This window comes from Pedobacter sp. MC2016-24 (assembly GCF_015223055.1).
In the GTDB taxonomy this organism is placed as follows: domain Bacteria; phylum Bacteroidota; class Bacteroidia; order Sphingobacteriales; family Sphingobacteriaceae; genus Pedobacter.
Map to the genome: position 1 here is coordinate 478,843 of NZ_JADFBX010000002.1, position 25,673 is coordinate 504,515.

Consider the following 25,673-nt stretch of genomic DNA (forward strand, 5'->3'; position numbering starts at 1 on the left):
TAAAACGATGAGACATAAAATATTAAACACACTGCTGGCACTTGTGGTATTCGCATTTGGGTGTAAGAAAACAAGTTTTGATGAAACTTCGAAAGGAGAGGCCTTAGGCACATTTACCATTTCAGCACCGGTAAATAATACCATGATGGTCTTAAATTCCGCTACGCCAAATAAAGCAATAAGCATCACCTGGGCGGCAGCTAAGCCAGGTGTAAGCACTGCACCAACATATAAATTTGTTGCGGCTTTAAAAACCGGAACTATTGATCAGCCAATTGTTGAATTTGCTGCCGACAACGGCGGTAAGTCAACCACTTTGACATTAACGCAAAAACAGCTGGATGATGCCTTAAAAGCAAAAGGCATCGCCGATGGTGCTAAAACGGATTTAATCTGGACGGTCGTTGCGGATAACGGTACATTGAAAGTAAATGGAGGGGTGTTTAACATCTCTGTAACCCGCTTTGGTGATGGGGTGTCGAACTTCCTGCTTTACGGACCACTTTCAAGTTCTGATGTCATTACCATCAACCCAATTCTGACTTCTCAGACCCTGAACTTCAAATGGCAGAAATCTTTTGCAGGTAAAACAGGTTCAAACGTAACTTATAAAGTGAAGTTTATCAAACCAGATGGAAATTTTAGTACGCCGCTGTTCCAATTTGTTTCTAATAACAGCGGTCTGGATTCTGCGCTAAACGTATCTTATAAGGATTTTGATGCGGCATTGACCGCCGCGGGCCTGGCCGATCAATCTGCAATCGCTACCTTGAAATGGAGTGTTGAAGCCACCTCTGGCACTTTTACCAAATTCTCTGACTACGTGAACGACATCTCAATTTTGAGAGATGTGAACTTATATATGGTTGGTGATGCCAGTGAATTTGGATGGGATAATGCCACCCCAACTTATATGTACCGCGATCAGACCAACAGAAGTGCTTATACTTATACAGGTTATTTAAACGCAGGTGATTTTAAATTTATCAGTGTTGTTGGCAGCTGGGATACCCAATATGGTAACAATGGTACTGGGGGAGTGGCTTTAAAGGCAAAAGGGTCGGATCCTGACCCGGGTACTTATCATGTAACCACCGCAGGTTATTATACGGTGAAAATTGACATCAATGCGATGACTTTCTCTATCTCTCCGTATAATGCTACAGGCGCAACCAATTATACCCTCATTTCATTGATTGGTGCTTTTAACGATTGGAATGCCGATCTGAAAATGACGAATACCACCGTTAACCCGCACATTTGGACGGTTACGAATAAGTTCACTGCCGATACTGAACTAAAATTCAGAGCAAATGGTGGCTGGGAAGTTAACTGGGGTGCTGCAGGTAACAATGTAAATGGTAAATATGGTATTGGCTTACAGGATAATGCCAGTAACCTGATGGTAAAAGCAGGCACTTATAAAGTGATGTTCAATGACCTGACCAAAGCATACATTTTCTACAGTAAATAAGCGAGAGGGGGGCAGCTCCTCAAAAATCTATTTATAACGGAGATCTCTTGTACTACTCCATAGTCAGGAGATCTCTTCTTAACTTATTTCCAATAAACATTAAGCATTTATTTAGCACGTAACCGACGATTAACATGAGAAAACTACTCCTTGCCATTTGCTTTATCATTGCTGCATCTTGTGTCCAGGCGCAAAAATTAGAACGAATTGAACCCATGAACTGGTGGGTTGGGATGCACAATCCTAAACTTCAGTTATTGGTGCATGGAGAGAATATTGCTTTGTTGCAACCTCAGTTAAATTACCCAGGTGTTACCTTGACTAAGGTCAATAAAGTGGAAAATCCCAACTATCTTTTCCTGGATCTGGAAATTTCAAAAGATACCAAAGCGGGTACGTTTCCTATCCAGTTTGTACTGAATGGAAAAAAGAAATTGCAATATGATTATGAACTAAAAAACCGGGATCAATCGGCCAGTCGGATACAATCGGTAACCAGTGCCGATTTGATTTATCTGCTTATGCCAGATCGTTTCGCCAATGGCGATAAAAAGAATGACATCGTGAAAGGTATGCGTGAAATAAAGCTCAACAGAGATTCGATGTATTACCGACACGGCGGTGATATTCAGGGTTTAATTGGCAAATTGGATTACCTGAAAGACCTTGGTGTAACCGCCGTTTGGATGACTCCGGAAATTGAAAATGACATGGTGCACGCATCCTATCATGGTTATGCTGCAACAGACCATTACAAAATTGATCCACGGTATGGTACGCTTGATCTGTATAAAAAGTATGTAGATGAAGCGCATAAAAGAGGATTGAAAGTAGTAAAAGATATTGTACACAACCATATGGGCAGCACCCATTGGTTTTTCCTGGATATGCCAATGAAAGACTGGGTAAACCAATGGCCGGTATATACCCAGACCAGCTATCGTGATGAGCCGGTCATGGATCCATATACTTCGGAAGCGGATAAAAAGAAAATGCTGGATGGCTGGTTTGTCCCAACAATGCCGGATTTCAATCACCGCAATCCTTTTGTGCAAACTTACATCACGCAAAACCACATCTGGTGGGTAGAATATGCTGGGATTGATGGCCTAAGATTAGATACTTATCCGTACAACGATCCGGAATACATGAAAGACTGGTATCAAAAAATCCATGCAGAGTTTCCCACATTATCTGTATTTGGTGAGACCCTGGTGCATAGTGCTGCGGCACAAGCCTATTTTACGGGTGGTAATACCGTAAACCGTGGTTTTGATACCGAGCTTCCGGGTGTTACCGATGCGGTAATTAAAGACGCAATCTATGAAGCGCTGAACGGCAAAAATGGCTGGGCAGATGGGGTATTCAGATTGTATTCTACTGTTGCGCAGGATTTCCTTTATAAACATGCAGATCAAAATGTGATTTTTATGGATAACCATGATATGAGTCGTTTTTATTCCATGATCAATGAAGATTTTGACAGATTTAAATCCGGTATGTCAATTTTATTGACCATGCGTGGTATCCCACAAATATATTATGGTACAGAAATCCTGATGAAAAACTACTCCAACCCCGATGGTTTGGTACGTTCAGATTTCCCAGGGGGCTGGCCGGAAGACAAAGTGAATAAATTTACAGCGGCTGGTAGAACTGAAAAGGAAAATGAAGCTTTCAATTTTGTAAAAACCCTGGCCAATTACCGTAAAAACAGCACGGCTTTAAAAACAGGTAAACTGATGCAGTATGTACCGGAACATGGAATCTATACATATTTCAGATATACAGCCAATCACAACAAAACCGTGATGGTTATTGTTAACAATGAAGACCAGGCTAAAACGCTGGACAGCTCAAGATTTGAAGAAAGTATAAAAAATGCAACTTCTGCAACGAATATCATCACCAATCAAAAACTAAATACCTTAAAAACCATCGCTGTTCCTGCAAAAACAACCCTGGTACTTGAACTTAATTAAAATGGACAACGTTATAAAACACATCGCTTGTATTTTCGACCTTGATGGTGTATTGGTAGATACTGCTGTTTACCACTATCAGGCCTGGAAGCAATTGGCAAACACGCTGGGCTTTGACTTTACACATGCCCAGAACGAGCAACTGAAAGGGGTAAACCGGATGCGGTCACTCGATATGATCCTGTCCTGGGGTGGCATTGAAAAAACGGCAGAGGAAAAAGAAGAGCTGGCCAATCTGAAAAACTCCTGGTATGTAGCCATGATCAGTAAAATGACTACGGATGAAGTATTGCCGGGTTCGCTAAAGCTATTGCAGGATTTAAAAGTTGCAGGTGCTAAAATTGCTTTGGGATCAGCCAGTAAAAACTCTGCACTAATCCTAGAACGTACCGAACTGGCTCATTTTTTTGACGCCATTGTGGATGGTAATGCTGTTAGCACTTCTAAACCTGATCCTGAAGTGTTTTTAAAAGCAGCAGAATTGCTTGGGGCTAAAAATACAACTTGCGTAGTTTTTGAAGATGCCCTTGCAGGTGTACAGGCTGCCATAGCGGGAGAGATGAAAGTGGTAGGTGTAGGTGAGGCAGAAAACCTGCCCGGAGCAAATGTATGGGTTAAGAACCTGTCGGAAATAAATGTTGCTGAAATATCAGCATTGATTAATTAGTTGAATAAGGAATAGCAGTATTGCTCATAAAGATTATCAGATGAAGAATTACATCATAGCAGACGAGTGGAATATTATAGAAAGTGGTTTTGATGCGCACTTAAATAAAATATCAGAAAGTTTATTCAGTATTGGAAATGGCCGGATGGGGCAGCGGGCAAATTTTGAAGAAAGTTACTCTGGAGAAACTTTACAGGGAAATTATGTTGCGGGAGTGTATTATCCTGATAAAACACGCGTAGGCTGGTGGAAAAATGGATATCCGGAATATTTTGCAAAGGTATTAAATGCGATCAATTGGATCGGTTTGCATATTGTAATTGAAGGGGAAACCCTGGATTTGGCCAAGACTAAGGTTAGCGATTTTAAGCGTGTGCTGGATATGAAAGCCGGTGTACTAATCCGTACTTTTACCGCTGAACTGAACAGTGGAAAAAAGGTTAAAGTGCAAGCAACGCGCTTGTACAGTATTGCCGACGATGAAATTTCTGCTTTACACTATCACCTTACTGCTTTAAACTTCGATGGAACAATTGAAATTGCTGCATTTATAGATGGGGATGTAAAAAACCAGGATGCAAACTACGACGAAAAGTTTTGGGATGAAGTAACGCAAAAGCAGGAAAAAAGTACAGATTACCTGGTCTTGAGAACTAAAAAGACAGAATTTGAAGTGTGTACTGCGAGCAATACAACCATTTTTGTAAATGGTAACCTGCAAAATCTGAAATCCGGAGCTCGTGATAAATATTTAGAAAAAACAGCAACTTTCAGTGTAAAACAAGACAGTACTGTTGAGATCTATAAAATTGTAGCTACGATTTCTTCTCAAAACTATGAGAAAACGGAATTGCTGGATGCTGCCAAAACCAGTGTCAATAAGGCAATTGCAAAAGGCTTTAAAACCTTGCTAGCAGAACAAGCAGAAGCCTGGGCTACCAAATGGCAGGATAGCGATATCGTGATTGATGGCGATGTGGCTGCACAGCAAGCCATCCGCTTTAACATTTTTCAGTTAAATCAAACTTATACAGGTAAAGATGCCCGTTTAAATATAGGCCCGAAAGGTTTTACCGGTGAAAAATACGGAGGTTCTACTTATTGGGATACCGAAGCTTACTGCATTCCGTTTTACTTGTCTACCTCTCCGGAAGACGTGGCCAAGAACTTACTGATTTATCGTTATAAACAATTGGACAAAGCGATAGAGAATGCACAGAAATTAGGCTTCAACAAAGGCGCAGCTTTGTACCCTATGGTGACCATGAACGGCGAAGAATGCCACAATGAATGGGAAATTACTTTTGAGGAAATCCACCGCAATGGTGCGATCGCTTTCGCCATTTTTAACTATATCCGTTATACCGGAAACCAGGCCTACCTTGCTGAATATGGCCTGGAAGTACTGATCGGTATCGCGCGTTTCTGGAAACAGCGTGTGAACTGGAGCGCAGATAAGAACCAGTATGTCATGCTGGGGGTAACTGGTCCGAATGAATACGAAAACAACATCAACAACAACTGGTATACCAATAAACTGGCCTCCTGGTGTTTAACCTATGCCATCGAAGCAACTGAAATTGTAAAAGTAACAGCTCCGGATCAATACGCACGTATTCAGGCTAAAATCAGTTTAGACGAAGCCACAGAGTTTGCCGAGTGGACAGACATCGCAGAAAATATGTATTATCCATACGATGAAAAAGCAGCTGTTTTTTTACAACAGGACGGATATATGGATAAGGAGCAGATTCTGGTAAAAGACCTGCCGGCTTCAGAACGCCCATTAAATCAGAAATGGAGCTGGGACAGGATTTTACGTTCTTGTTTTATTAAACAGGCCGATGTGTTGCAGGGGATGTATTTCTTTGAAGATGAGTTTGATCAGGAAACACTGCAAAGAAACTTTACCTTTTATGAAAACCGTACGGTACATGAAAGCTCTCTGTCACCATGTGTGCACAGCATCCTGGCTGCAAAGTTAAATGATGAAGAAAAGGCTTACGAATTTTACCTGCGTACAGCACGCCTTGATCTGGACGATTACAACAACGATACAGAAGACGGTCTGCACATCACGTCTATGGCCGGTACCTGGATGAGTATTGTAGAAGGTTTTGCGGGAATGCGCGTACGCAACGGGCAGTTGAAATTTAACCCTTTCTTACCCAAAAACTGGACTTCCTTCTCCTTTACGGTAGGTTTTAGGGGCGTTGCGCTGAAAGTAAGTATTGCTGCGGGACAGATCACCATTATAAACCATAGCGGAGAAACAGTAACAATCGGTATATTTAATGAACTTCATCAAATTACGCCAGGTGAACAGGTGATTACTTATCAGGAATTGGTATGAAGTTTTCACTCGGAAAAACCACTTTAATCGCATTGACTATTTTTGGCATTACAGATAGCAGTATGGCTCAGAACAAGCCTATTATTTACCAACTTTTACCTCGTTTGTTTGGCAATACCCAAACCAATAACACCACCTACGGTACCATTGAGCAAAATGGCAGCGGAAAATTTAACGATATCAGCAATAAAGCCCTCGATGGAATTAAAGAACTGGGCGTAAGTCACGTTTGGTATACTGGTGTCATTGCACATGCCAGTTTAACGGATTACAGTTCTTTTGGTATTAAAGCCGGCGATGCCGATGTAATCAAAGGCAGGGCCGGTTCTCCTTATGCCATTCGCGATTATTATGATGTAGACCCGGATTTGGCTGTTGACGTGAGTAAACGCATGGTGGAATTTGAAGCCTTAATTGCAAGGACACATCAAAAGGGAATGAAAGTACTTATTGATTTTGTACCCAACCATGTGGCGCGTGATTATCATTCGCTGGCTAAACCAGCGGGTATCGCAGATTTTGGCGCCCGAGATGAGGTGAGTAAAAGCTTTAGTCAGACTAATGACTATTACTATATTCCAGGTAAAGGACTTGTTGTGCCTTTAAATCCGGATCCCAATGACCCTTTGAAAAATTTAAAAGATGGGCAGTTTAATGAAAACCCGGCCAAGGCAACAGGAAACAATGTCTTTTCTGAAAAGCCAGCTTACGACGATTGGTATGAAACGATAAAACTAAATTATGGTATAGATTATGCCAATGGCGAAAAACATTATTTTGAGCCAATACCGGGTGTATGGCTTAAAATGAAAGATATATTAACCTATTGGGCTGATAAAGGTGTTGACGGCTTCCGTTGCGACATGGCCGAAATGGTACCTGTAGCCTTTTGGGCATGGGTTATACCACAGGTTAAAGCCAAACATCCAGGGATTATATTTTTGGGAGAAGCCTACAATGCGGCATCTTATAAAGAATATCTAACCACTGGAAATTTTGACTACCTATATGATAAAGTTGGTTTGTATGACAGTTTGAAAAAACTGATCAAAAACGAAGCTGCCGCGGATGTCAAAGAAATCAGCCGGGTTTGGCAGGTAGAGAGTGCAGGTTATGGTGATCGCATGCTGCGTTTTTTAGAAAATCACGATGAAGAACGCATTGCTTCTGCAGGTTTTGCTGGTAAAGCGGAATTGGCGCTGCCAGCAATGGTTGTCTCTGCAACCTTAAGTGGGGGGCCTGTCATGTTGTATTTCGGGCAGGAAGTTGGGGAGCCAGGAAAAGGCATTGAAGGTTTTGGTGGTGACGACAACCGAACCACCATATTTGATTACTGGGGTGTTCCTGAACATCAGAAATGGATGAACAAAGGTGCATTCGACGGTGCTTTATTAAGTAAGGGGCAGACCAGCCTGCGTAATTATTATAAAAAGCTGATTCAGATTGTTTCCGGTTCTGATGCCATCAAAACAGGAGCGATTTACGAAGTCCCGCGTAGCGGCAATATGAACAATAAAATGTATGCCTTTATCCGGTATAACGGTAAGCAGCGCCTGCTGATCCTGGCGAACTTCGACCGGGAGCAGACATTAGATGCCGATATCCAGATCCCGGAACAGATCTTAAAAGCCAGATCTTCGGTACGTGTAACCGAATTGCTGACTGATCGTAAACTAAACATTCCGGCAGGCACCAGTATTCCGGTAAAAGTTGCACCCGTTTCCGCACAGATTATAGTATTCTAAAATCGATTTAAATGAGCTTAAAAACATTAACAGAAAATCCAAAACTGACTTTAGTCCAGATCATCAACATGAGTGTTGGCTTTTTCGGAATCCAGTTTGGATGGGATTTACAACGTGCCAATATGGGACGTATTTATGAGAATCTGGGCGCAAATCCAGATCAGGTTCCACTGTTGTTTTTAGCAGCTCCTTTAACCGGATTGTTGGTTCAGCCGATTATCGGCTACCTGAGCGACCGTACCTGGCATCCAAAATGGGGACGAAGAAGACCTTATTTTATGATTGGTGCCATCATAAGCTCTATTGCCCTGATTTTTATGCCACATAGCAGTGCATTGTGGATGGCTGCAGGCTTACTTTGGATTCTGGATGTTGCCGGTAATGTGGCCATGGAGCCTTTCCGTGCTTTTGTGACCGATAAATTACCAGATGCTCAGGTAAACCGTGGTTTCATCATGCAGAGTATGATGATTGGGCTAGGTGGTAGTATTGCTTCGGCACTGCCCTGGTTGATGAATAATGTATTTCATTTGGCCAATACTGCTGAGCAGGGAAATATACCTGAAAACGTGAAGTTCTCTTTTTACATCGGGGCCTTTTTTTTCCTTGCCGCTGTATTGTATACCGTTTTTACCACTAAAGAATATCCACCTGCAGATCTGGATGATCAAGAGAAGTTAGCCAAAAGCAGCAAAGGATTTGCCGCGGGTGCCCACGAAATCTGGCATTCATTATTAAATATGCCCAAAAGGATGCAGATCGTATCCCTTGTGCAATTCTTCACCTGGCCAGGGTTGTTTCTGATGTGGTTTTATTATACAACTGCGGTTGCAGTAAATGTGTTTGGCGGTAAAGATGCCAGTGATCCGGTCTATGCGCATGGCGCCGATTTTGGTAGTTTAACCTTGGCTTACTATAGCGTAGTGACCTTCCTTTTTGCATTGGTGCTACCTAAAATTGCCGATAAACTGGGCCGCAAAACCACACATGCACTGTGTTTATTGTGTGGCGCATTCGGACTGATCAGTGTAGCCTGGGTACAGGACAAAAATATGTTGTACTTATGTATGACAGGTGTAGGTATTGCCTGGGCCAGCATCCTGTCTATGCCTTACGCGATGTTGAGCGGATCCTTGCCTAAAGACAAGATTGGTATTTACATGGGGATCTTTAATTTCTTCATCGTATTACCCGAAATTATTGCCTCCCTGGGGTTTGGCTGGTTGATGCGCGAAGTATTACATAACGATCGCCTCCTGGCTGTCCAGATTGGAGGTGCCTTAATGATCATTGCCGCATTGATCTGTTACCTTTTTGTGAGAGAACCTAAAAAAGTAGATGAGAGTTCGGCTGAAAGAATGGCCATGGGAGAGCGTAATCAATAGCATTTAAAAATAATTTCATGAAAAGAATTTTCCTAATGGTACTGATTTTATCGGTATTGGCCACTGCATGCAAAAAAAATAATGTTCGTAATATACCTGAAGTACCGACCGTAAACCCACCGGTGACACCAGTTGACCCAGGTTTACCTGCTGCCGCAAAGGAAGGTGTAGTATTTATCAATAACGGTGCTTCAGCAATTGTTACCTTATATGCACCTGGAAAAACCAAAGTGGAATTGACAGGTGATTTCAACGACTGGAAATTGCTGACCATGAAAAAAGCGGTCGATGGAAATACCTGGTGGGTACAAATAGATCAGCTGGATCCAAATACGGAATATGCTTATCAGTTTTTGGTAGATGATCAATTGAAAATAGCAGATCCATATTGCGAAAAAATCCTCGATCCCGATAATGATACCTATATTCAAAGCTCAACCTATCCAAATTTAAAAGCTTATCCAGCAGGGAAAACAACTGGAATTGTGAGTGTGATGCAAGGCAATCAGCCGGTCTATAACTGGAAAAATACCGGCTTTGTCCGCCCAGCTAAAAACAACCTGGTGATCTATGAATTGTTGGTCAGGGATTTTACCAATGATCACAATTACGCTTCAACGCTTCAAAAACTTGACTACCTGTCCGGACTAGGGATTAATGCCATTGAACTGATGCCGGTCAATGAATTTGAAGGCAACCTAAGCTGGGGATATAATCCTTCTTTCTATTTTGCACCAGATAAATATTACGGTACGAAAACGGCACTTCAGAATTTTATTGATGAATGCCACGGTAAAGGGATCGCTGTAATACTAGATATGGTCTTTAATCATTCATTCGGCCAATCGCCTATGGTACAGCTTTATTTTGACCGTTCCGTAAACAAACCTACAGCTGAAAACCCTTGGTTTAATGTTAAAGAGACCCATCCTTACAATGTTGGGTACGACTTTAACCACGAAAGTACGGCAACCAAGGTTTTTGTGAAAAACGTATTGAAATTCTGGGTGCAGCAATACAAAATTGATGGATTCCGCTTTGACTTGTCTAAAGGTTTTACGCAAAGGATATCTACCGATGATGCTTCTTTCAGTGCCTACGATGCCAGTAGAATTGCAATCTTGAAAGACTATAACAATTACATCAAAAGTCTGGATGGCAATAATTTTTATGTGATCCTGGAGCATTTTGCAGATGCGGCTGAAGAAAGCGTTTTGGCAAATGAAGGTATGATGCTCTGGAACAATTTAAATTACAATGTCAATGAAGCTACAATGGGTTGGATCAGTGCTTCCGATTTTTCCTGGGCTTTTTCAGCTAAGCATGGCTTTAGCAAACCTGATAACCTGATTAATTTTATTGAAAGTCATGATGAGGAACGTACCATGTTTAAAAATTTGGCTTATGGCAATATATCTGGTACTTACAACGTCCAGCAATTGGCTACTGCATTGAAGAGGGAGGAGATGGCTGCAGCTTTTTTGTTTTCGGTTCCCGGGCCTAAAATGATCTGGCAGTTTGAAGAGCTGGGTTATGAAATCAGTATTAATTATAATGACCGTACTGGAGTTAAGCCCATCCATTGGGAATATTTTCAACAATCCGATCGTAAAGCGCTGTATAATGCCTATGCTAAGTTTATTGGTTTAAAAAAAGCCAATGGTATTTTCAGCACGGGTACGCCTACTTACAACCTGGCTACTGGTGTAAAATACATCAGGCTTACCGATGGAGGTAATACTGTAGTGGTGGTAGGAAATTTTGATGTGCAGCAAGTACAGGCAAATATCGATTTTGGAACCGCTGGGAAATGGTATGATGCAGTAACCGGAAACCCAATTACTTTAACCGGAAATACCTATAATATGTTACTCGCACCGGGCGAATATCACATCTATAGTTTAAAGGCTTTGAGTGGCGGATGAAATAAGCCTTGATTTTAAAATAAAATGTCTATTTTTACAGCCCACTTATGGAACAGATAAAAACATCATTTGATTTCGAAAAGCCTTTAGCTGAACTTGTTCAGCAGATTGAAAAGGTAAAACAGGTTGCCGATAAAACCAAAGTAGATATGTCTGCTACCCTAACAGAACTGGAAGAGAAGCTGGTTGAAACCAGAGAAAATCTTTATAATAACCTTACTGGATGGCAGGAAGTTCAAATGTCCCGTCACCCGGAAAGACCGCAGACCTTAGATTACATCAGCTTGATTTGCGATGATTTTATTGAGATGCATGGTGACAGGACTGTAAAAGACGATAAAGCCATTATTGGCGGTTTTGCTACTATTGATGGACAAACTGTAATGGTTATCGGTCATCAAAAAGGTAAAAATACCAAGGAGCGTCAGTACCGTAATTTTGGTATGGCCAATCCAGAAGGATATAGGAAAGCGCTACGCCTGATGCGTTTAGCTGAAAAATTCAATAAACCAGTAATTTCTTTTATTGACACCATGGGTGCTTACCCGGGTCTGGAAGCAGAGGAACGCGGACAAGGGGAGGCGATTGCCCGTAACTTGCTTGAGATGTCTGTGCTGAAAGTACCTATACTTTGTTTTGTGGTAGGTGAAGGTGCTTCTGGTGGTGCATTGGGCATCGGTATTGGTGACAAAGTATATATGTTAGAGCACACCTGGTATTCGGTGATCTCACCTGAATCTTGTTCTTCTATTTTATGGAGAAGCTGGGATTATAAGGAACGTGCGGCAGAGTGCCTGAAATTGACTTCAGCAGATATGTTTGGTAACAAATTAATCGATGGGGTGATTAAGGAGCCTCTGGGCGGTGCACACCAAAATCCTGAAGAAATGGCTGCGACATTGAAGCAACAGATTCTGGACGATTTAAAAGTGCTTAAAAAAGAAAAAACAGAAAAGATGATCAACAACAGAATTGAGAAGTTCTGTGCGATGGGAGTGGTGCACGAAGGATAAAGGCTACCGAGTTACACAGTTTAGTGCTTACCGGAGTTAGAGTACATAACTGAATTGGTAGGATAATTAGAGTTAGCGTCTAGTTAGAGTTGGTATATAGTGGATTCTTTTTAGATATTGAAAGGTTTACAGTTTAACTGTAAACCTTTTTTGTTTGTAAGCCCCTCGTCATGCTGAATTTATTTCAGCATCGTTAGCCTATCCATACCATTGAAAAATTTAGTAAGATGGCTATTTTAATATAATTACGACAATACTGGGTAGACATATAAAGAATAAGCGGCTGTATCATTTGATACAGCCGCTTATTCTTTATATTAAATATTGTAACGATCTATTTAGGTTACCACTACTACTGAGGTGCGAAGTAAGCTGAGAACCTCGATTCCAATCCTTCAAACTGGTGCATTAGTTTCTCGCTAAGTTTAGTTTGCTTGTTCTCTGCAGTAGTTTTAGCCATTTGGTTTAAGAATGAAAGTCCGAGTTGGACATTCTGACCACCAATGAATTTACCTTTGCTTTGTGATACATCTGCCAGATAGGTCAGTTCTTTCTGGATATAATCAGCAGATTTTTCTATCAGTGCATTTGCACGCTTCGTATCATTAAGCAGATATAGATTTTCAGCCATGAAGTAAGAACCCATCATCGAGCGCATGCCGTAGAATTTCTCTGGCATAACCTCATAATAACGGTTTACTACTTTTTCTGCATCGGCTTTTCTACCTGCTTTGATTAAGCTGCTGATGGTATTGTTAAATACATTGGCAAAGATGGAAATGTCATCAGATGACTGTGGATCCAGGTATTTGGCATTTTTAATATTACCCCATACAAACTTGTTCATGACATTGTTGTATAGTGCAGGCGTATTGATCAGCTCTGATTTATCAGCAGTATCTGTTTGTAATGGCAATAAGCGTAAAGCAAGGCCTTCATTGTATAAGTACTTATCCAAACCATTGTATTGGTCTGATGGAACTGTACTGGCGAAATAAATCGGTCGCTTCCAGTTGTTGTGAACCAAAATATCAAACATAGCCAAAGTACCTTTGGTTACATAGTTTTTGTTAAAGGTCCATTGCAGTTCCGGTACAATTTTATCAGCTTCTGAAGCATTTACCACACCGTTTTTAAGTACATCGTCTTTGTTAACCGTTAACTTGAAGTTTTTGGTTGGAATGAAATTTTCTTTTGAACCATCCTGAAGGGCCAGTTTATCCTCCGGATCATCTGATAACAATACACCCAGAATATTGGCCAACTCCACCGAGCCTGCCAGTTTGTAATCCTGGTAGTACATCACGTCTCTCACACCTTGTACGTATTGCTCAGGTTTCATGCTAATCGGCAATGGCGCGGATTCGTTTTGCTTTTTGCGCATACCATTGATATACCAATCGGTATCAAATAAACTTAAGTTAACCAGCCTGATGTCCGGACGAATATTTTCTACCTCCTGAGCATACCACAATGGGTAAGTATCATTGTCGCCATAAGTAAATAGAATGGCGTTTGGTGCGCAGGATTGTAAGTAGTCCACAGCAATGTCATGCGCCACCATTTTGGTTGATCTGTCGTGATCATCCCATCCTTGAGCAGCCATAATTACCGGTGCCGCAAATAAGCCAATCACCGTAGCTGCAATCGCCCCGTTTGCCGGGGTGATTTTTTTCATTAACCATTCCCTGATGGCCAGGACACCCAGACCAATCCAGATAGAGAAGGCGTAAAATGAGCCGGTATAAGCATAATCACGCTCTCTTGGTTCTAATGGCTTCTGATTGAGATAAAGTACAATGGCAATACCTGTAAAGAAAAACAACAAGGCCACAATACCAGCATCTTTCTGGTTGCGTTTGAAGTGCCAGATGGCACCGAGTAAACCCAGAATTAAAGGAAGGAAGAAGAACCTGTTATACGCATTGCTATCTTTAATCGAAGGTGGTAAATTAGCTTGATTACCCAGCATAATGCCATCAATCGGTTTAACGCCGCTTAACCACTGTCCCTCGTATAAACTACCCTGACCCTGGTCGTCGTTCTGACGGCCCACAAAATTCCACATGAAATAACGCATGTACATTTGTCCGATCTGGTAGCTGAAAAGGAAGCCAATATTGTCAAATAGGGTAGGGAAATGAGCATCGTCAAAACCCATCATGTCTTTATAGTAACCCACGTGTCTGGCGTCATCGCTATACATCCTTGGAAAAGGCGTAGTTCTGTCATACTCGTAGTCGGTCTTTTTACCCGCTACTTCATATTTTTCCGCACCTTTTCTATATAATGTTTTGCCTTGTGTGATGTTTTCTTTTTGAGAATTGTAGTTTGGACCGAATAATAAAGGTCTGTCGCCGTATTGTTCCCTGTTTAAATAACCCAGGAAAGAAAAGGCATTGTCCGGATCACTATTATTCAGATTTGGATCTGCTTTAGCACGGATCACGATCATCGCAAATGAGCCATAACCAAAAATAATCAGTGCTGTAGACAACAAGGCCAGGTTCAGCACCTTTTTTTGATGTTTGATCGAGTAACGGATTCCAAGAACCAATGCCGCAATAACGAGGATCGCAAAAACAGCGACACCTGAACCAAAGCCCATACCTAACGTGTTAACGAAGAACAAATCGAAATAAGCACCAAAAGACACCAGGTATTGGATGATTCCGTATTGGATGATGGCAAGGATCAGTATACCTACAATGCCAGTTTTAACGATACCTGAAGTGGTTGGCTTGTCGGTTTTTTTGAAGTAATAAACAAATGCTAAAGCTGGAATGGTTAATAAGTTCAACAAGTGGATTCCGATGGAAAGCCCCATGATATATGCAATAAAGAGCAACCATTTGTCGGCACGCGGTTCATTGGCATGTGCTTCCCATTTCATGATAGCCCATACTACGATGGCAGTAAATAAGGACGATAAGGCATAAACCTCCGATTCGACAGCCGAAAACCAGAAGCTATCAGAAAATGTATACGCTAAAGCACCAACCGCTCCAGCACCCATAATGGCGATGAGGTTACCTGTTGTGATTTCTTCATTTTCTTTGATCAGCACCTTTTTTGCGAGTGCAGTGGTGGTCCAGAACAGAAATAAGATTGTTGCAGCACTAGCCAGCGCAGATCCAACGTTCATGAAATAAGCAATTTTTTGAAGGTCGCCAAAAGCAAACAAGGAGAAGAAGCGTTGAATCATCAGGAAGAGCGGAGCTCCTGGCTGGTGAACAACCTGCATTTTTAATGCTGAGGCAATAAATTCGCCACAATCCCAAAAACTAACGGAGGGTTCAAGTGTTAAAATATAAGTTACAGCGGCGACTAGGAAGCAAAACCAACCGGTAAGATTATTAATTTTTGAATAATTCATTTTTTTATTGAATAGTTAATGTACTGTTGAGGCTATTAAAATGCAGCCGAAAATAAAGAATAAGATTGACAGTTGGGCAAAGTTAAGGGTAGTTTAACATATTTTAAGGTATTTAGCAGGCTGTGAAGAAGCCTGGGGCCCCAGCAAGGCCCCACCAATGCCTCCTTAAGGCCCTACCAACGCCCCTGTAATGCTAACGTTGATACGACCATGATGCGACTTTGAGATCTGTGTCTAGTTCTAGAAAAACGCCACACCTGATGCCGGATAGTGTGCTGCTAAAATTAAAGCAGATCCGAATCAGGTAGGCAAATGTGAAAAATTATTGCTTTTTTTTTCTGCTATCAAGCGATTCATTCTGAATAAGTTATTACAACAAACGAGACAAAGGCTAAAAATATTTTAATTTTTTTTGCTTCTTGATTTGCAAAATTAAAAAATGTGCGTACATTTGCATTCCGTTTCAAAGCAATCGTTTTTAAAGAAAGCCTTGATATGAAGATTGTCCGATAGTATAAGGGTAGTACAACGGTTTTTGGTACCGTTTGTCTTGGTTCGAATCCAGGTCGGACAACTAACAATATTCGGATTGTGAATAAAACCACAATCCGATTTTTTTTAACCAGCATTGATACACCTTTAAACATGCCATTGCAGTTTAACCCAGTTAAGCTTTTTGCCGGAACCGGTACAAAAGAATTAGCAATCAAAATTGCCGAAAACTACGGCAAGCCCCTTGGTGTTGTAACCTTAAATAAATTTAGCGATGGTGAGTTTCAGCCTTCATACGATGAAACCGTACGCGGTTGCGACGTATTCCTGATCAATTCTACTTATCAGCCTAATGACAATTTAATGGAACTTTTGTTAATGATTGATGCTGCGAAACGCGCCTCAGCTCATTACATTACCGCGGTGGTTCCTTATTACGGTTTAGCCAGGCAAGATAGAAAAGATAAACCAAGGGTAGCCATTGGCGCTAAACTGGTTGCCAATTTATTGAAATCTGCGGGTATCCACCGGATCATGACCATGGATCTCCATGCTGCACAGATTCAGGGATTTTTTGATATCCCGGTAGACCATTTGGATGGATCGGTGATTTTTGTGCCTTACATTAAAAGTCTGGGACTTGAAAACCTGATCATCGCTTCTCCGGATATGGGTGGTTCTTATCGTGCACGTACTTTTGCTAAGTTTTTCAATGCAGAGGTAGTGATTTGTGATAAGAGACGGAAACGTGCCAATGAAATTGAATCGATGTCAATTATCGGTGATGTAGTTGGACAGGATGTGGTGTTAATTGACGACATTTGTGATACTGCAGGTACACTTGCAAAAGCTGCTGCCCTGATTATGGAAAAAGGAGCAAACAGTGTAAGAGCAGTTTGTACGCATCCGGTATTGTCTGGAAAAGCTTATGAAACTGTTGAGAATTCTATGCTAACCGAACTGATTGTTACAGATACCATTCCGTTGAAACAAGAAAGTTCAAAAATCAGGGTATTAAGTACAGCTCCATTATTTGCAAAGGCAATTGCCAATGTAAATGAACATGGATCTATTAGTGACCTGTTTAACGTTTAATAATTTTAATAATTAAATATATATAAAATGAAAACAATCGCAATTAGCGGTTCTCCAAGAGAGAACGTAGGGAAACGCGATGCTAAAGAGCTTCGCTATGAAGGTAAAGTTCCTGCAGTATTGTATGGTGGTAAAGAGCAAGTTCACTTTGCTGTAGTTATTACTGATTTAAAGGATGCTATTTACACTCCTGAAGCTAACTTTGTTGAAATCGAAGTAAAAGGTAGTAAAGTTAAAGCTATCATTAAAGAATTACAATTCCATCCATTAACTGACGTGTTGTTGCACGTTGATTTTCTTCAGTTGTTTGACGACAAAGAAATTTTAATGGAGATCCCTATTAAATTAACCGGAACTTCTCCAGGTGTTAAAATGGGTGGTAAATTGGTTCAGAAATTACGTAAACTTCGTGTTAAAGCATTACCTAAGGATATGCCACAAACAGTAGAAGTTAGTATTGCTAAATTAGAAGTAGGTAACTTGTTCCGTGTACGTGACCTTGCAAAAGGTGACTATACAATTACCAACACAGGCGAAGATACAATCGTTTCTGTAGGTATGTCAAGAGCTTTAAAACAAGCAGAACAAGCTAGCGGTAAAAAATAATTTAACTCTGGCAGTTGATCAAAAGCAGCATCTGAAAAGGTGCTGCTTTTTTATTTATGAGCATTTATTTTAGGGGCAGTAGTTGTGGCGCCGGGATTGAGGTTTTAGAATTTACTATTATATTTGAGGACATGAAATATTTAATTGTTGGTTTAGGGAATATTGGGCCGGAATATGCCAGAACAAGGCATAACATTGGATTTATGATTGCAGATGAGTTGGTTAGACAGCTGGAAGGCTCGTTTTCAAATATCCGCCTGGCCTATCATGCTGAGGTTTCCTTTAAAGGTCGTAAACTATATGTGATTAAGCCGACCACTTACATGAACTTAAGTGGTAAAGCTGTAAATTATTACATGCAGGAACATAAAATTCCATTGGAAAACGTATTGGTTATTGTAGATGATCTGGCTTTGCCATTGGGTAAATTGCGGCTCAAACTACAGGGAAGTAGTGCCGGACATAATGGTTTGAAGAGTATTGAAGGCTTATGCGGGGGACAGGCTTATCCGAGACTAAGGTTTGGGATAAGTGACAATTTTGGTCGTGGCCAACAGGCAGATTACGTTCTGGCACCGTTTGATAAAGATGAAGAACCGGAATTACCGGCCCTCATCGATAAAAGTGTAGAACTTATAAAGAGTTTTGTGACCATTGGTCCGGCTAAAACGATGACCGCTTTTAACCAGTAGTGGTAAAATCGGTTATCTTTTGATGCAGGATTGCTGGCTCAAAGGGTTTGCTGATGACATCATTTGCACCTGCCGCTATGGCAGTTTCTTTATCTGTATCCAGAACTGCGGCTGAGAAGGTAATGATCGGAATATTTTCTTTACCGGCTGCATAGCCCCCTCTGATCAGCCTGATCGCATCTAAACCATTCATAATGGGCATAAAAGTATCCATCAAAATCAGGTTGTAATCGTGTTCTTTCAGCATATCAATAGCATCTTTTCCATTTTCTACCACATCAAGATCAATATTCCAGCTTTTTAATATTTTAACAAGTAAAAACTTGTTGATCGGATTGTCTTCTGCGACCAGGATTTTTACCCCATTAAAAGGCTGCAGTGGTTTTTCAATAGTTGCGAGTGTTTCTTCTGTGTCTTTCAATACTTCATACCAATTGGTGAAACTAAATGTACTTCCTTTAAATTCTTCACTTTGAACTTCCAGTGTACCTCCTTTAAGTTTGGCCAGGTTTTTTACAATAGATAAACCCAGGCCGGTGCCACCAAATTTGATGGTGGTCTGTTCATCTGCCTGTTCAAAGGTTTCGAATATTTTTTCAATATGCTCTTTGGCGATACCTATTCCTGTATCGGATACGGAGAACCTTATCTGCAGATTATTTCCTTTTCTATCCAGAATTTGCACTTTTAGCATCACAGTGCCGTGATTGGTGAATTTAATGGCATTTCCAATCAGATTCATAAGTATCTGATTTAAACGGAGTGAGTCTGCAAGTATAAATTTAGGAAGCTCAGGATCCAGATCAGTTAAGAGTTCTAATTTTTTTTCCAAGGAAGGGATGCGAAGCAAATTGACTACTGCATTGCAGATGCTGACTACATTGGTTTGCGTGCGGTTGATTTTGAATTTGCCGGACTCTATTTTGGAAAGATCCAGAACATCATTGATCACACCTAAAAGAGAGTCTGATGAAATTTGCAATAGGTTAACCATTTCCAGTTGCTCTTCATTCAGTCCGGTATTTTTCAATAATTTGGCAATTCCAATAATCCCGTTTATGGGGGTGCGTATTTCATGGCTCATATTGGCCAGAAAGTTTTCTTTGATTCGTTTTCCCTGTTCGGCCAGCTCTTTGGCTTTAATCAGTTCCTTTTGATAAGCCTCCAGTTCCTTATTTTTTTTCTTGACTTCGCGCTGGTTCCTGACAAACTGAATAAAGGAATCAACTTTAGCTGAGGTCACAAATGGATCAAGTGGTTTGTATAAATAATCTACGGCTCCGGTATTTAATCCCTTTACTGCATACTTTGTTTCCTTAGAAATTGCAGTAACAAAAATGATGAGTATATCTTTAGTTCTGGGATTGCTTTTTAGAATTTCTACGAGTTCAAATCCATCCATTTCCGGCATTTGAACATCCACCATAGCTATGGCAATATCCATTTCCCAAGATAGCCTTAAGGCCTCGTTGGGATTGGTGGTGCTGATGAGGTTGATGTCGTTTCTTTGCAGCAGAGCTTCCAGAGCGATTATATTTTCAGGCCTGTCATCAACAATTAATATGTTAATTTTTTCCATAGATGTGTTTGTTGGGATCTTGTTGAAGCTTACCCTATCTTTTGATAAATGTTGTTTTTCTTGTCTATTACTTTAAACCTGCTTAACTCTGTGCTTCTCAAGGTCTCTTTAGACCCCAAGCATAAAAAGCCAAAATTAGCTAAACTATTGTAAAATAACTCAATGACTTTTTTTTGAAGATCGGTATTGAAATAAATAAGTACGTTGCGGCAGGATATGACTTGAAATTCATTAAATACCCCATCAGAAGCCAGGTTATGTACAGAGAACAGCACATTTTTTTTCAAGGAATGGTTGATGGATACGGCATCGTATTTTGCAGTGTAGTAATTGGAGAGGGTATGCATGATCCCTGTTTTTTGGTAATTCTCTGAATAATGCCGCATCTTTTGAAGGTCATAGATTCCTGTTTTTGCGTGTTCAAGCACATCTACATTGATGTCTGTTCCATAAAAGAAACATCTTTCATAGAGGTCTTCTTCTGAGAACAGGATGGCAAAGGAATAGAGTTCTTCCCCGGTAGAACAACCTGCGTTCCACACTTTAATGCGTTGGTAGGACCGGAGATAGGGAATGATGTTTTCTGATACAGATTTGTAAAACTGGGGATCTCTAAACATTTCCGTCACATTTACAGTGACCTCGATCAGGAAGGATTCGAAATAATCAGGGTCATTGGTTAGTAAGGTACGCAAATCAAAAAGCGTCAGTTTTTGAAGCTGGATGATCCGGGTTACCCGCCTTTTTAATGAAGCCGCAGAATAATCGCTGAAATCAAAACCGTGTACATTTTTGATCAGCGTGATCAGTTCTGTCAACTCACTATAGGATATGGTATCTGTTTCTGTATGCATAATTAACTTAGCCAAACTCTTAACATGGACAGTAGTTTATCCATATCCACAGGTTTTGAGATGTAGTCATTTGCACCTGCTTCAATGCACTTTTCACGGTCGTTTTTCATTGCTTTGGCGGTTAAGGCAATGATCGGTAGTTTTGAGAATTCTTTTTTTGTACGGATTACACGCATGGCTTCATATCCATCCATTTCAGGCATCATGATGTCCATCAGTACCAAATCAATCTGATCGTTTTCCTCAAGCTTTTCGATGGCTTCACGACCATTATTGGCAATTACAATTTTAAGATCATAAGCCTGCAGGGCACTGGATAGCGCGAAAATGTTACGCATGTCATCGTCGGTGATTAAGATGGTTTTGTCTTTCAGCACCTTTTCCATTGTAGAGGCATTTTTTGCTTTCCCAGCCAGGGCCGGACTCTGGTTCTGACCTTGCTTTAGCTTGTTCATAAACAAGCTAACTTCGTCAATTAGCCTGTCGTTGGACTTATTGGATTTCAATACCATGGCTTCAGTATATTTCATAATGTGGGCCATTTTATCCTGATCCAGTTCCATAGCAGTATTGATGATCACCGGTACATGTTGCAGGTTGGGTTTGGATTTGATCTGGTCCAGCAGATCGAAGCCGGAGATGTCTGGTAATTTTAAATCTAAAATAATGCAGTCGTATGTGCTTTCTTCCAGTAAATCGAGCGCTTCTTTTCCAGTAAAGGCCTGGTTCACTTCAACACCTTTATCTGTTAGCTGTTGGGTGAGTAATTTGCTATGTAACTCCTGATCTTCGATAACCAATACCCTGTTCAGGCTGTATTTTGAATACGCTGAGCTCAGCAGGTGGAACGCTTCATCAAGCTGGTCTTTTTCTATTGGTTTTTTAAGGAAGCCAATGGCACCTTCTTTTTGAGCTTTTCCTGCTTTTTCATTTCCGGCGGACATCATGTGAACCGGGATGTGTTTTGTTCTCGGATCAGCCTTCAGTTTTTTCAATATAGTCCATCCATCTATTACAGGTAACATGATATCCAGCACAATGGCATCGGGAAGTTCGGAGAAGGCCATTTCCAGGCCAATATCACCGCTATGTGCCAGAATTGGTCTAAACCCTTTTTCAATCGCATAATCATTTAATACATCTGCAAAAACAATATCATCTTCTACGATCAGTAACTTCTGTGATTCGGTTCTGTTTGGATTTATTGGCGCCAGAATTGGCTCATGAGGGATTAATGGAATCGTCTTAATTGTTTCGGCCTGCTGTAACGGCTGTTTTTCTTCCTGCGCTCCGGTATGGTTTTTTGGAATGTATAAGGTAAAGCAACTGCCTTCATTCGGCTTACTTTTAACTTGAATTTCCCCGCCCAGGATAAAGGCCAGTTCTTTACTTATGGAGAGGCCTAATCCGGTGCCACCGTATTTTCGGCTGGTTGAGCCATCTGCTTGCTGGAAGGCTTCAAATATGAGCTTCTGTTTATCCAGAGGAATTCCAATTCCGGAATCTTTTACCGAAAACGCGATAATTTCATCCCTGGAATTTCTCAGTTGTTCAGAGAAGAATTGTGTGTTTTGACTGGCTTTGCTAATGTCAATGGTAATCTCTCCATGCTCTGGCGTAAATTTAAAGGCATTGGAAAGCATGTTTTTGATGATCTGCTCCAGACGCGCCTGGTCTGTTGAGATTTTATCAGGCAGATTATTGGAAAGCACAGCATTGAATTTGATTTTTTTACTTTTTGCAAGCTCTCCGAACAAGGAGTCCATATCTTGTTTGACGGCCTCGGGACCGATCTGTTCAATGGTCAGGTCTAATTTACCCGATTCAATTTTAGAAAGATCAAGAATATCGTTGATGAGGGTGAGCAAATCGGTACCTGCATTGTGAATTACACCGGCATATTTGATCTGATCATCAGTTAAGTTTTCGGGACGGTTTTCTTTTAATATTCTGGCCAGGATCAGGATACTGTTTAAAGGTGTTCTGAGCTCATGGCTCATATTGGCCAGGAATTCCGATTTGTATTTACTAGAAATTTCCAGTTCTTCTGCTTTGAGGCTCATCGCTTCTTTGGCCTGGTTTACAGCGATATTTCGTTCCTCAAGCTGTTGTGCTTTTTCTTCGAGTTCGGCATTGGTTTGTCTAAGTTCTTCCTGTTGAACACGCAGTTCCTCTTCAGAAGCCTGTAATTGTTCTGATTTGTAAACCAGCTCTTCATTGGTGGTGCGCAACTCTTCTTGCTGGCTTTCCAGCTCTTCGGCCTGTTGTTGCGTTTGTTCAAAGAGCGCTCTTAATTTAACGCGTGCGACTGCGCTATTGACACCTACGCCGATGCTCTCTGTTATGGTTTCGAGGAATAGTAAGGCCGATTTATCCGGTGCATGGCTGAGGCCAAGTTCGATCACGGCAATCGCCTCATCCTCAAAAACGATAGGTAGCACGAATATGCAGGTTGGCGGCGTATCTCCAAGTCCAGAATTGATTTTGATATAGTCAGCCGGGATGTTCTCAAGTATTTTGCTTTGTTTCTCCGCAGCCGCCTGTCCGATCAGTCCTTCGCCCAGGAAATATTCTTTATGTGTTGACTTGGTGTTCTGATAAGCATAGCCTCCGGCGAATTTAAATGTTTGTCTGGCTGGGTTAACCAGGAAGAAGGCACCAATCGGTGCTTTAACGTAATTACAAATCTGTGTGATGATGTTAACTGCAAGTTCTTCAATTTCCTGTTCACCGCGCATGGACTCGTTAATTGCGGTAGCACCAGACAACAACCAGTTTTTTTGTTCGTTCTCTGCAGAAACCTGTTCCAATTGTAGATTAGAATTTCGAATTTGTTCTTCTGTTTCTTTTTGCTGATCAAAGGTTCGTTTGATATAAGTAAATAGAAATAAGATCAGGCAGAATATGATAAATGCACTGCCCATCACCACCCATTCACTTTGTTGGCTGCTACGGAGGATTTCAGCTTTTCTTTTTGCCAACAGTTTAAGCTCTGCATCGATGGCTTGAGTACTGATTTTAAGAATCTGGTTTTTGAAATTCTGGCCTGGTCCGTGCATGACACGGGTTGCAGCGGCTTCTCTTCCATTGATCGCATAAATATGCAATACTTCCTTCATTTCTTCTACTTTCTCATGGCCATAGAAGTCAATGGAGTCTACTCTTGCAATTTGTTCCGGATTGTCACTAATCAGGTTTTTTAAAGCCAGGATTTGCGGAAGTATTTTAGCTGAATTTTTATTGTAGGGAGCCAGATAATCTCTGTTATCGGATAAGATATAACCCCGGATGCCAGTTTCAGAGTTGAGCACACTAAACTCTACATCTTTGACGAGGTTGATGACATCATAGGTATGGCTTTGCCATTTGGTATCATCTTTCAACTTATTTATGCTGAAGTAAGAGGTGATAGCAGAAACCAGTACAAATGTCAATGAAATGGCGAATCCGGTTAGTACTTGTTGTTTAAAAGTGAGTTTAAACATATGGAGATTGATGATTGAAAATTTTCAGTAATGTTAATTATTTTATTTCGTTGGATTTTTTTGCTTAACCTCTGGAAATGGTCATCGTTGTTTGGTTTCTATCATTTTGATTTTTAAGTTGTTGCGCTGGGACTTGTAAGAGCGCTCCAAATCATCCGGGAGCTAATTTCGACAAGTTCTTTGACATTATCAAATGCGTGTTTCACTGCCAAACGAATGGTTAATCTTTGTGAGAGAAAATTTTTTTATGAATTTATCCAAGCTCTTGTAAGGCCTGCGTATAAGTGGGGCCAATGGGAACAATCTGATCTTCAATCCAGATTTGATTGCGATCGAATTTCGTGATTTGGGCTCTTGAGATGATGAAAGCGCGATGAACACGGATGAATTTTTTTTGCGGAAGCAGGAGTAACATTTCATTTAGTGTAACTCGTGTACTCAGGAGTTTATTCCCTTTTAAATGGATTTGAGTATAGTTTCCAGAGGCTTCAATGAAAAGAATTTCGTTAATGAGAACTTTAATTTGTTCATAACCATCTTTAATAAATAAAAATGGATCTGCAGGCGAGGTGTCGGCCTGATTTCTATAATTATAGATTTCCAGCGCTTTGTTGCTGGCCTTTAGAAATCGGGCAAGGGAAAAGGGTTTGAGTAGATAGTCAATGGCATCCAGCTCAAAACTTTTGACAGCATGTTCTGAATAAGCTGTGGTGAAAATAACCATTGGAGGATTGGTCAGGCTATTCAGAAAGTCAATACCATTGATATCGGGCATTTTAATATCCAGGAAGATGAGGTCTGTTTTGTTGTGCTGCAGATAGGTTATGGCATCAAAAGCATTGGTGAAACTTGCTTTCAATTCAATAAAAGGCACTTTAGATGCATGTGAATTTATCACATCCAAAGCTATAGGTTCATCGTCTATCGCAATTGCAATCATTTTTAAAGGT

At 40.8% G+C, this 25,673-nt stretch carries 16 protein-coding genes; 11 read left to right on the plus strand and 5 right to left on the minus strand.

Going from position 1 to position 25,673, the window contains the following annotated elements; genetic code table 11:
- Positions 1–7: 7 nt before the first annotated feature.
- From IM797_RS07640 to IM797_RS07675, 8 genes are all read left to right on the plus strand, one after another.
- Complete coding sequence (locus IM797_RS07640; RefSeq protein ID WP_194126516.1) at positions 8–1,474, plus strand: SusE domain-containing protein; 1,467 nt, start codon at positions 8–10, stop codon at positions 1,472–1,474.
- A gap of 134 nt (positions 1,475–1,608) precedes the next feature.
- A complete protein-coding gene (locus tag IM797_RS07645; RefSeq protein ID WP_194126517.1) occupies positions 1,609–3,456 on the plus strand; it encodes a glycoside hydrolase family 13 protein in 1,848 nt (615 codons plus the stop codon).
- A gap of 1 nt (position 3,457) precedes the next feature.
- Positions 3,458–4,123, plus strand: coding sequence for a beta-phosphoglucomutase (gene pgmB / locus IM797_RS07650; protein ID WP_194126518.1), 666 nt, complete (start codon positions 3,458–3,460; stop codon positions 4,121–4,123).
- Between the two features lie 40 nt (positions 4,124–4,163).
- Positions 4,164–6,476 carry a glycoside hydrolase family 65 protein gene (locus tag IM797_RS07655; RefSeq protein ID WP_194126519.1) on the plus strand — a complete coding sequence of 771 codons (2,313 nt, stop codon included), beginning with the start codon at positions 4,164–4,166 and terminating at the stop codon, positions 6,474–6,476.
- Entirely contained in the window at positions 6,473–8,221 is a 1,749-nt protein-coding gene (locus IM797_RS07660; protein ID WP_194126520.1) for an alpha-amylase family protein, read from the plus strand. The genes IM797_RS07655 and IM797_RS07660 overlap by 4 nt, the downstream gene beginning before the upstream one ends.
- An 11-nt stretch (positions 8,222–8,232) precedes the next feature.
- Complete coding sequence (locus IM797_RS07665) at positions 8,233–9,606, plus strand: MFS transporter (protein ID WP_194126521.1); 1,374 nt, start codon at positions 8,233–8,235, stop codon at positions 9,604–9,606.
- A 17-nt stretch (positions 9,607–9,623) separates the two neighbouring features.
- On the plus strand, positions 9,624–11,531 hold the full coding sequence (locus tag IM797_RS07670; protein ID WP_194126522.1) for an alpha-amylase family glycosyl hydrolase: 1,908 nt from the start codon (positions 9,624–9,626) through the stop codon (positions 11,529–11,531).
- 47 nt (positions 11,532–11,578) lie between these two features.
- The gene (locus IM797_RS07675) at positions 11,579–12,544 is read left to right on the plus strand and encodes an acetyl-CoA carboxylase carboxyltransferase subunit alpha (RefSeq protein ID WP_194126523.1); all 966 of its coding nucleotides are present in this window, start codon (positions 11,579–11,581) and stop codon (positions 12,542–12,544) included.
- A gap of 352 nt (positions 12,545–12,896) precedes the next feature.
- Here IM797_RS07675 and IM797_RS07680 read toward each other — a convergent pair whose 3' ends face one another.
- Positions 12,897–15,920 (minus strand): DUF2723 domain-containing protein, encoded by a 3,024-nt coding sequence (locus IM797_RS07680; protein WP_194126524.1) that lies wholly within the window; start codon positions 15,918–15,920, stop codon positions 12,897–12,899.
- A gap of 645 nt (positions 15,921–16,565) precedes the next feature.
- Between IM797_RS07680 and IM797_RS07685 the strand changes: the two genes are divergently transcribed.
- The 3 genes from IM797_RS07685 (at position 16,566) to pth (ending at position 18,805) form a co-directional block, all read left to right on the plus strand.
- Positions 16,566–17,507 carry a ribose-phosphate pyrophosphokinase gene (locus IM797_RS07685; RefSeq protein ID WP_194126673.1) on the plus strand — a complete coding sequence of 314 codons (942 nt, stop codon included), beginning with the start codon at positions 16,566–16,568 and terminating at the stop codon, positions 17,505–17,507.
- 27 nt (positions 17,508–17,534) lie between these two features.
- Complete coding sequence (locus IM797_RS07690; protein WP_194126525.1) at positions 17,535–18,113, plus strand: 50S ribosomal protein L25/general stress protein Ctc; 579 nt, start codon at positions 17,535–17,537, stop codon at positions 18,111–18,113.
- A gap of 131 nt (positions 18,114–18,244) precedes the next feature.
- Positions 18,245–18,805, plus strand: coding sequence for an aminoacyl-tRNA hydrolase (gene pth, locus IM797_RS07695; RefSeq protein ID WP_194126526.1), 561 nt, complete (start codon positions 18,245–18,247; stop codon positions 18,803–18,805).
- Here pth and IM797_RS07700 read toward each other — a convergent pair.
- From IM797_RS07700 to IM797_RS07715, 4 genes are all read right to left on the minus strand, one after another.
- Positions 18,795–20,384 carry a response regulator gene (locus IM797_RS07700; protein WP_194126527.1) on the minus strand — a complete coding sequence of 530 codons (1,590 nt, stop codon included), beginning with the start codon at positions 20,382–20,384 and terminating at the stop codon, positions 18,795–18,797. The genes pth and IM797_RS07700 overlap by 11 nt on opposite strands.
- Positions 20,385–20,413: 29 nt before the next feature.
- Positions 20,414–21,238, minus strand: coding sequence for a protein-glutamate O-methyltransferase CheR (locus tag IM797_RS07705; protein ID WP_194126528.1), 825 nt, complete (start codon positions 21,236–21,238; stop codon positions 20,414–20,416).
- Positions 21,239–21,240: 2 nt separating this feature from the next.
- On the minus strand, positions 21,241–24,723 hold the full coding sequence (locus IM797_RS07710) for a response regulator (RefSeq protein ID WP_194126529.1): 3,483 nt from the start codon (positions 24,721–24,723) through the stop codon (positions 21,241–21,243).
- A gap of 253 nt (positions 24,724–24,976) precedes the next feature.
- Entirely contained in the window at positions 24,977–25,663 is a 687-nt protein-coding gene (locus IM797_RS07715) for a LytTR family DNA-binding domain-containing protein (protein ID WP_194126530.1), read from the minus strand.
- Between the last annotated feature and the right edge of the window lie 10 nt (positions 25,664–25,673).

Excerpts from the sequence above, each read along its gene's own strand:
- IM797_RS07675 (WP_194126523.1), top strand. The coding sequence starts at position 11,579 with ATGGAACAGATAAAAACATCATTTGATTTCGAAAAGCCTTTAGCTGAA.
- IM797_RS07690 (WP_194126525.1), top strand. The coding sequence starts at position 17,535 with ATGAAAACAATCGCAATTAGCGGTTCTCCAAGAGAGAACGTAGGGAAA.
- IM797_RS07710 (WP_194126529.1), bottom strand. The coding sequence starts at position 24,723 with ATGTTTAAACTCACTTTTAAACAACAAGTACTAACCGGATTCGCCATT.
- IM797_RS07685 (WP_194126673.1), top strand. The coding sequence starts at position 16,566 with ATGCCATTGCAGTTTAACCCAGTTAAGCTTTTTGCCGGAACCGGTACA.
- IM797_RS07655 (WP_194126519.1), top strand. The coding sequence starts at position 4,164 with ATGAAGAATTACATCATAGCAGACGAGTGGAATATTATAGAAAGTGGT.
- IM797_RS07645 (WP_194126517.1), top strand. The coding sequence starts at position 1,609 with ATGAGAAAACTACTCCTTGCCATTTGCTTTATCATTGCTGCATCTTGT.
- IM797_RS07705 (WP_194126528.1), bottom strand. The coding sequence starts at position 21,238 with ATGCATACAGAAACAGATACCATATCCTATAGTGAGTTGACAGAACTG.
- IM797_RS07715 (WP_194126530.1), bottom strand. The coding sequence starts at position 25,663 with ATGATTGCAATTGCGATAGACGATGAACCTATAGCTTTGGATGTGATA.
- IM797_RS07640 (WP_194126516.1), top strand. The coding sequence starts at position 8 with ATGAGACATAAAATATTAAACACACTGCTGGCACTTGTGGTATTCGCA.
- IM797_RS07670 (WP_194126522.1), top strand. The coding sequence starts at position 9,624 with ATGAAAAGAATTTTCCTAATGGTACTGATTTTATCGGTATTGGCCACT.
- IM797_RS07680 (WP_194126524.1), bottom strand. The coding sequence starts at position 15,920 with ATGAATTATTCAAAAATTAATAATCTTACCGGTTGGTTTTGCTTCCTA.
- IM797_RS07660 (WP_194126520.1), top strand. The coding sequence starts at position 6,473 with ATGAAGTTTTCACTCGGAAAAACCACTTTAATCGCATTGACTATTTTT.
- pth (WP_194126526.1), top strand. The coding sequence starts at position 18,245 with ATGAAATATTTAATTGTTGGTTTAGGGAATATTGGGCCGGAATATGCC.
- pgmB (WP_194126518.1), top strand. The coding sequence starts at position 3,458 with ATGGACAACGTTATAAAACACATCGCTTGTATTTTCGACCTTGATGGT.
- IM797_RS07700 (WP_194126527.1), bottom strand. The coding sequence starts at position 20,384 with ATGGAAAAAATTAACATATTAATTGTTGATGACAGGCCTGAAAATATA.
- IM797_RS07665 (WP_194126521.1), top strand. The coding sequence starts at position 8,233 with ATGAGCTTAAAAACATTAACAGAAAATCCAAAACTGACTTTAGTCCAG.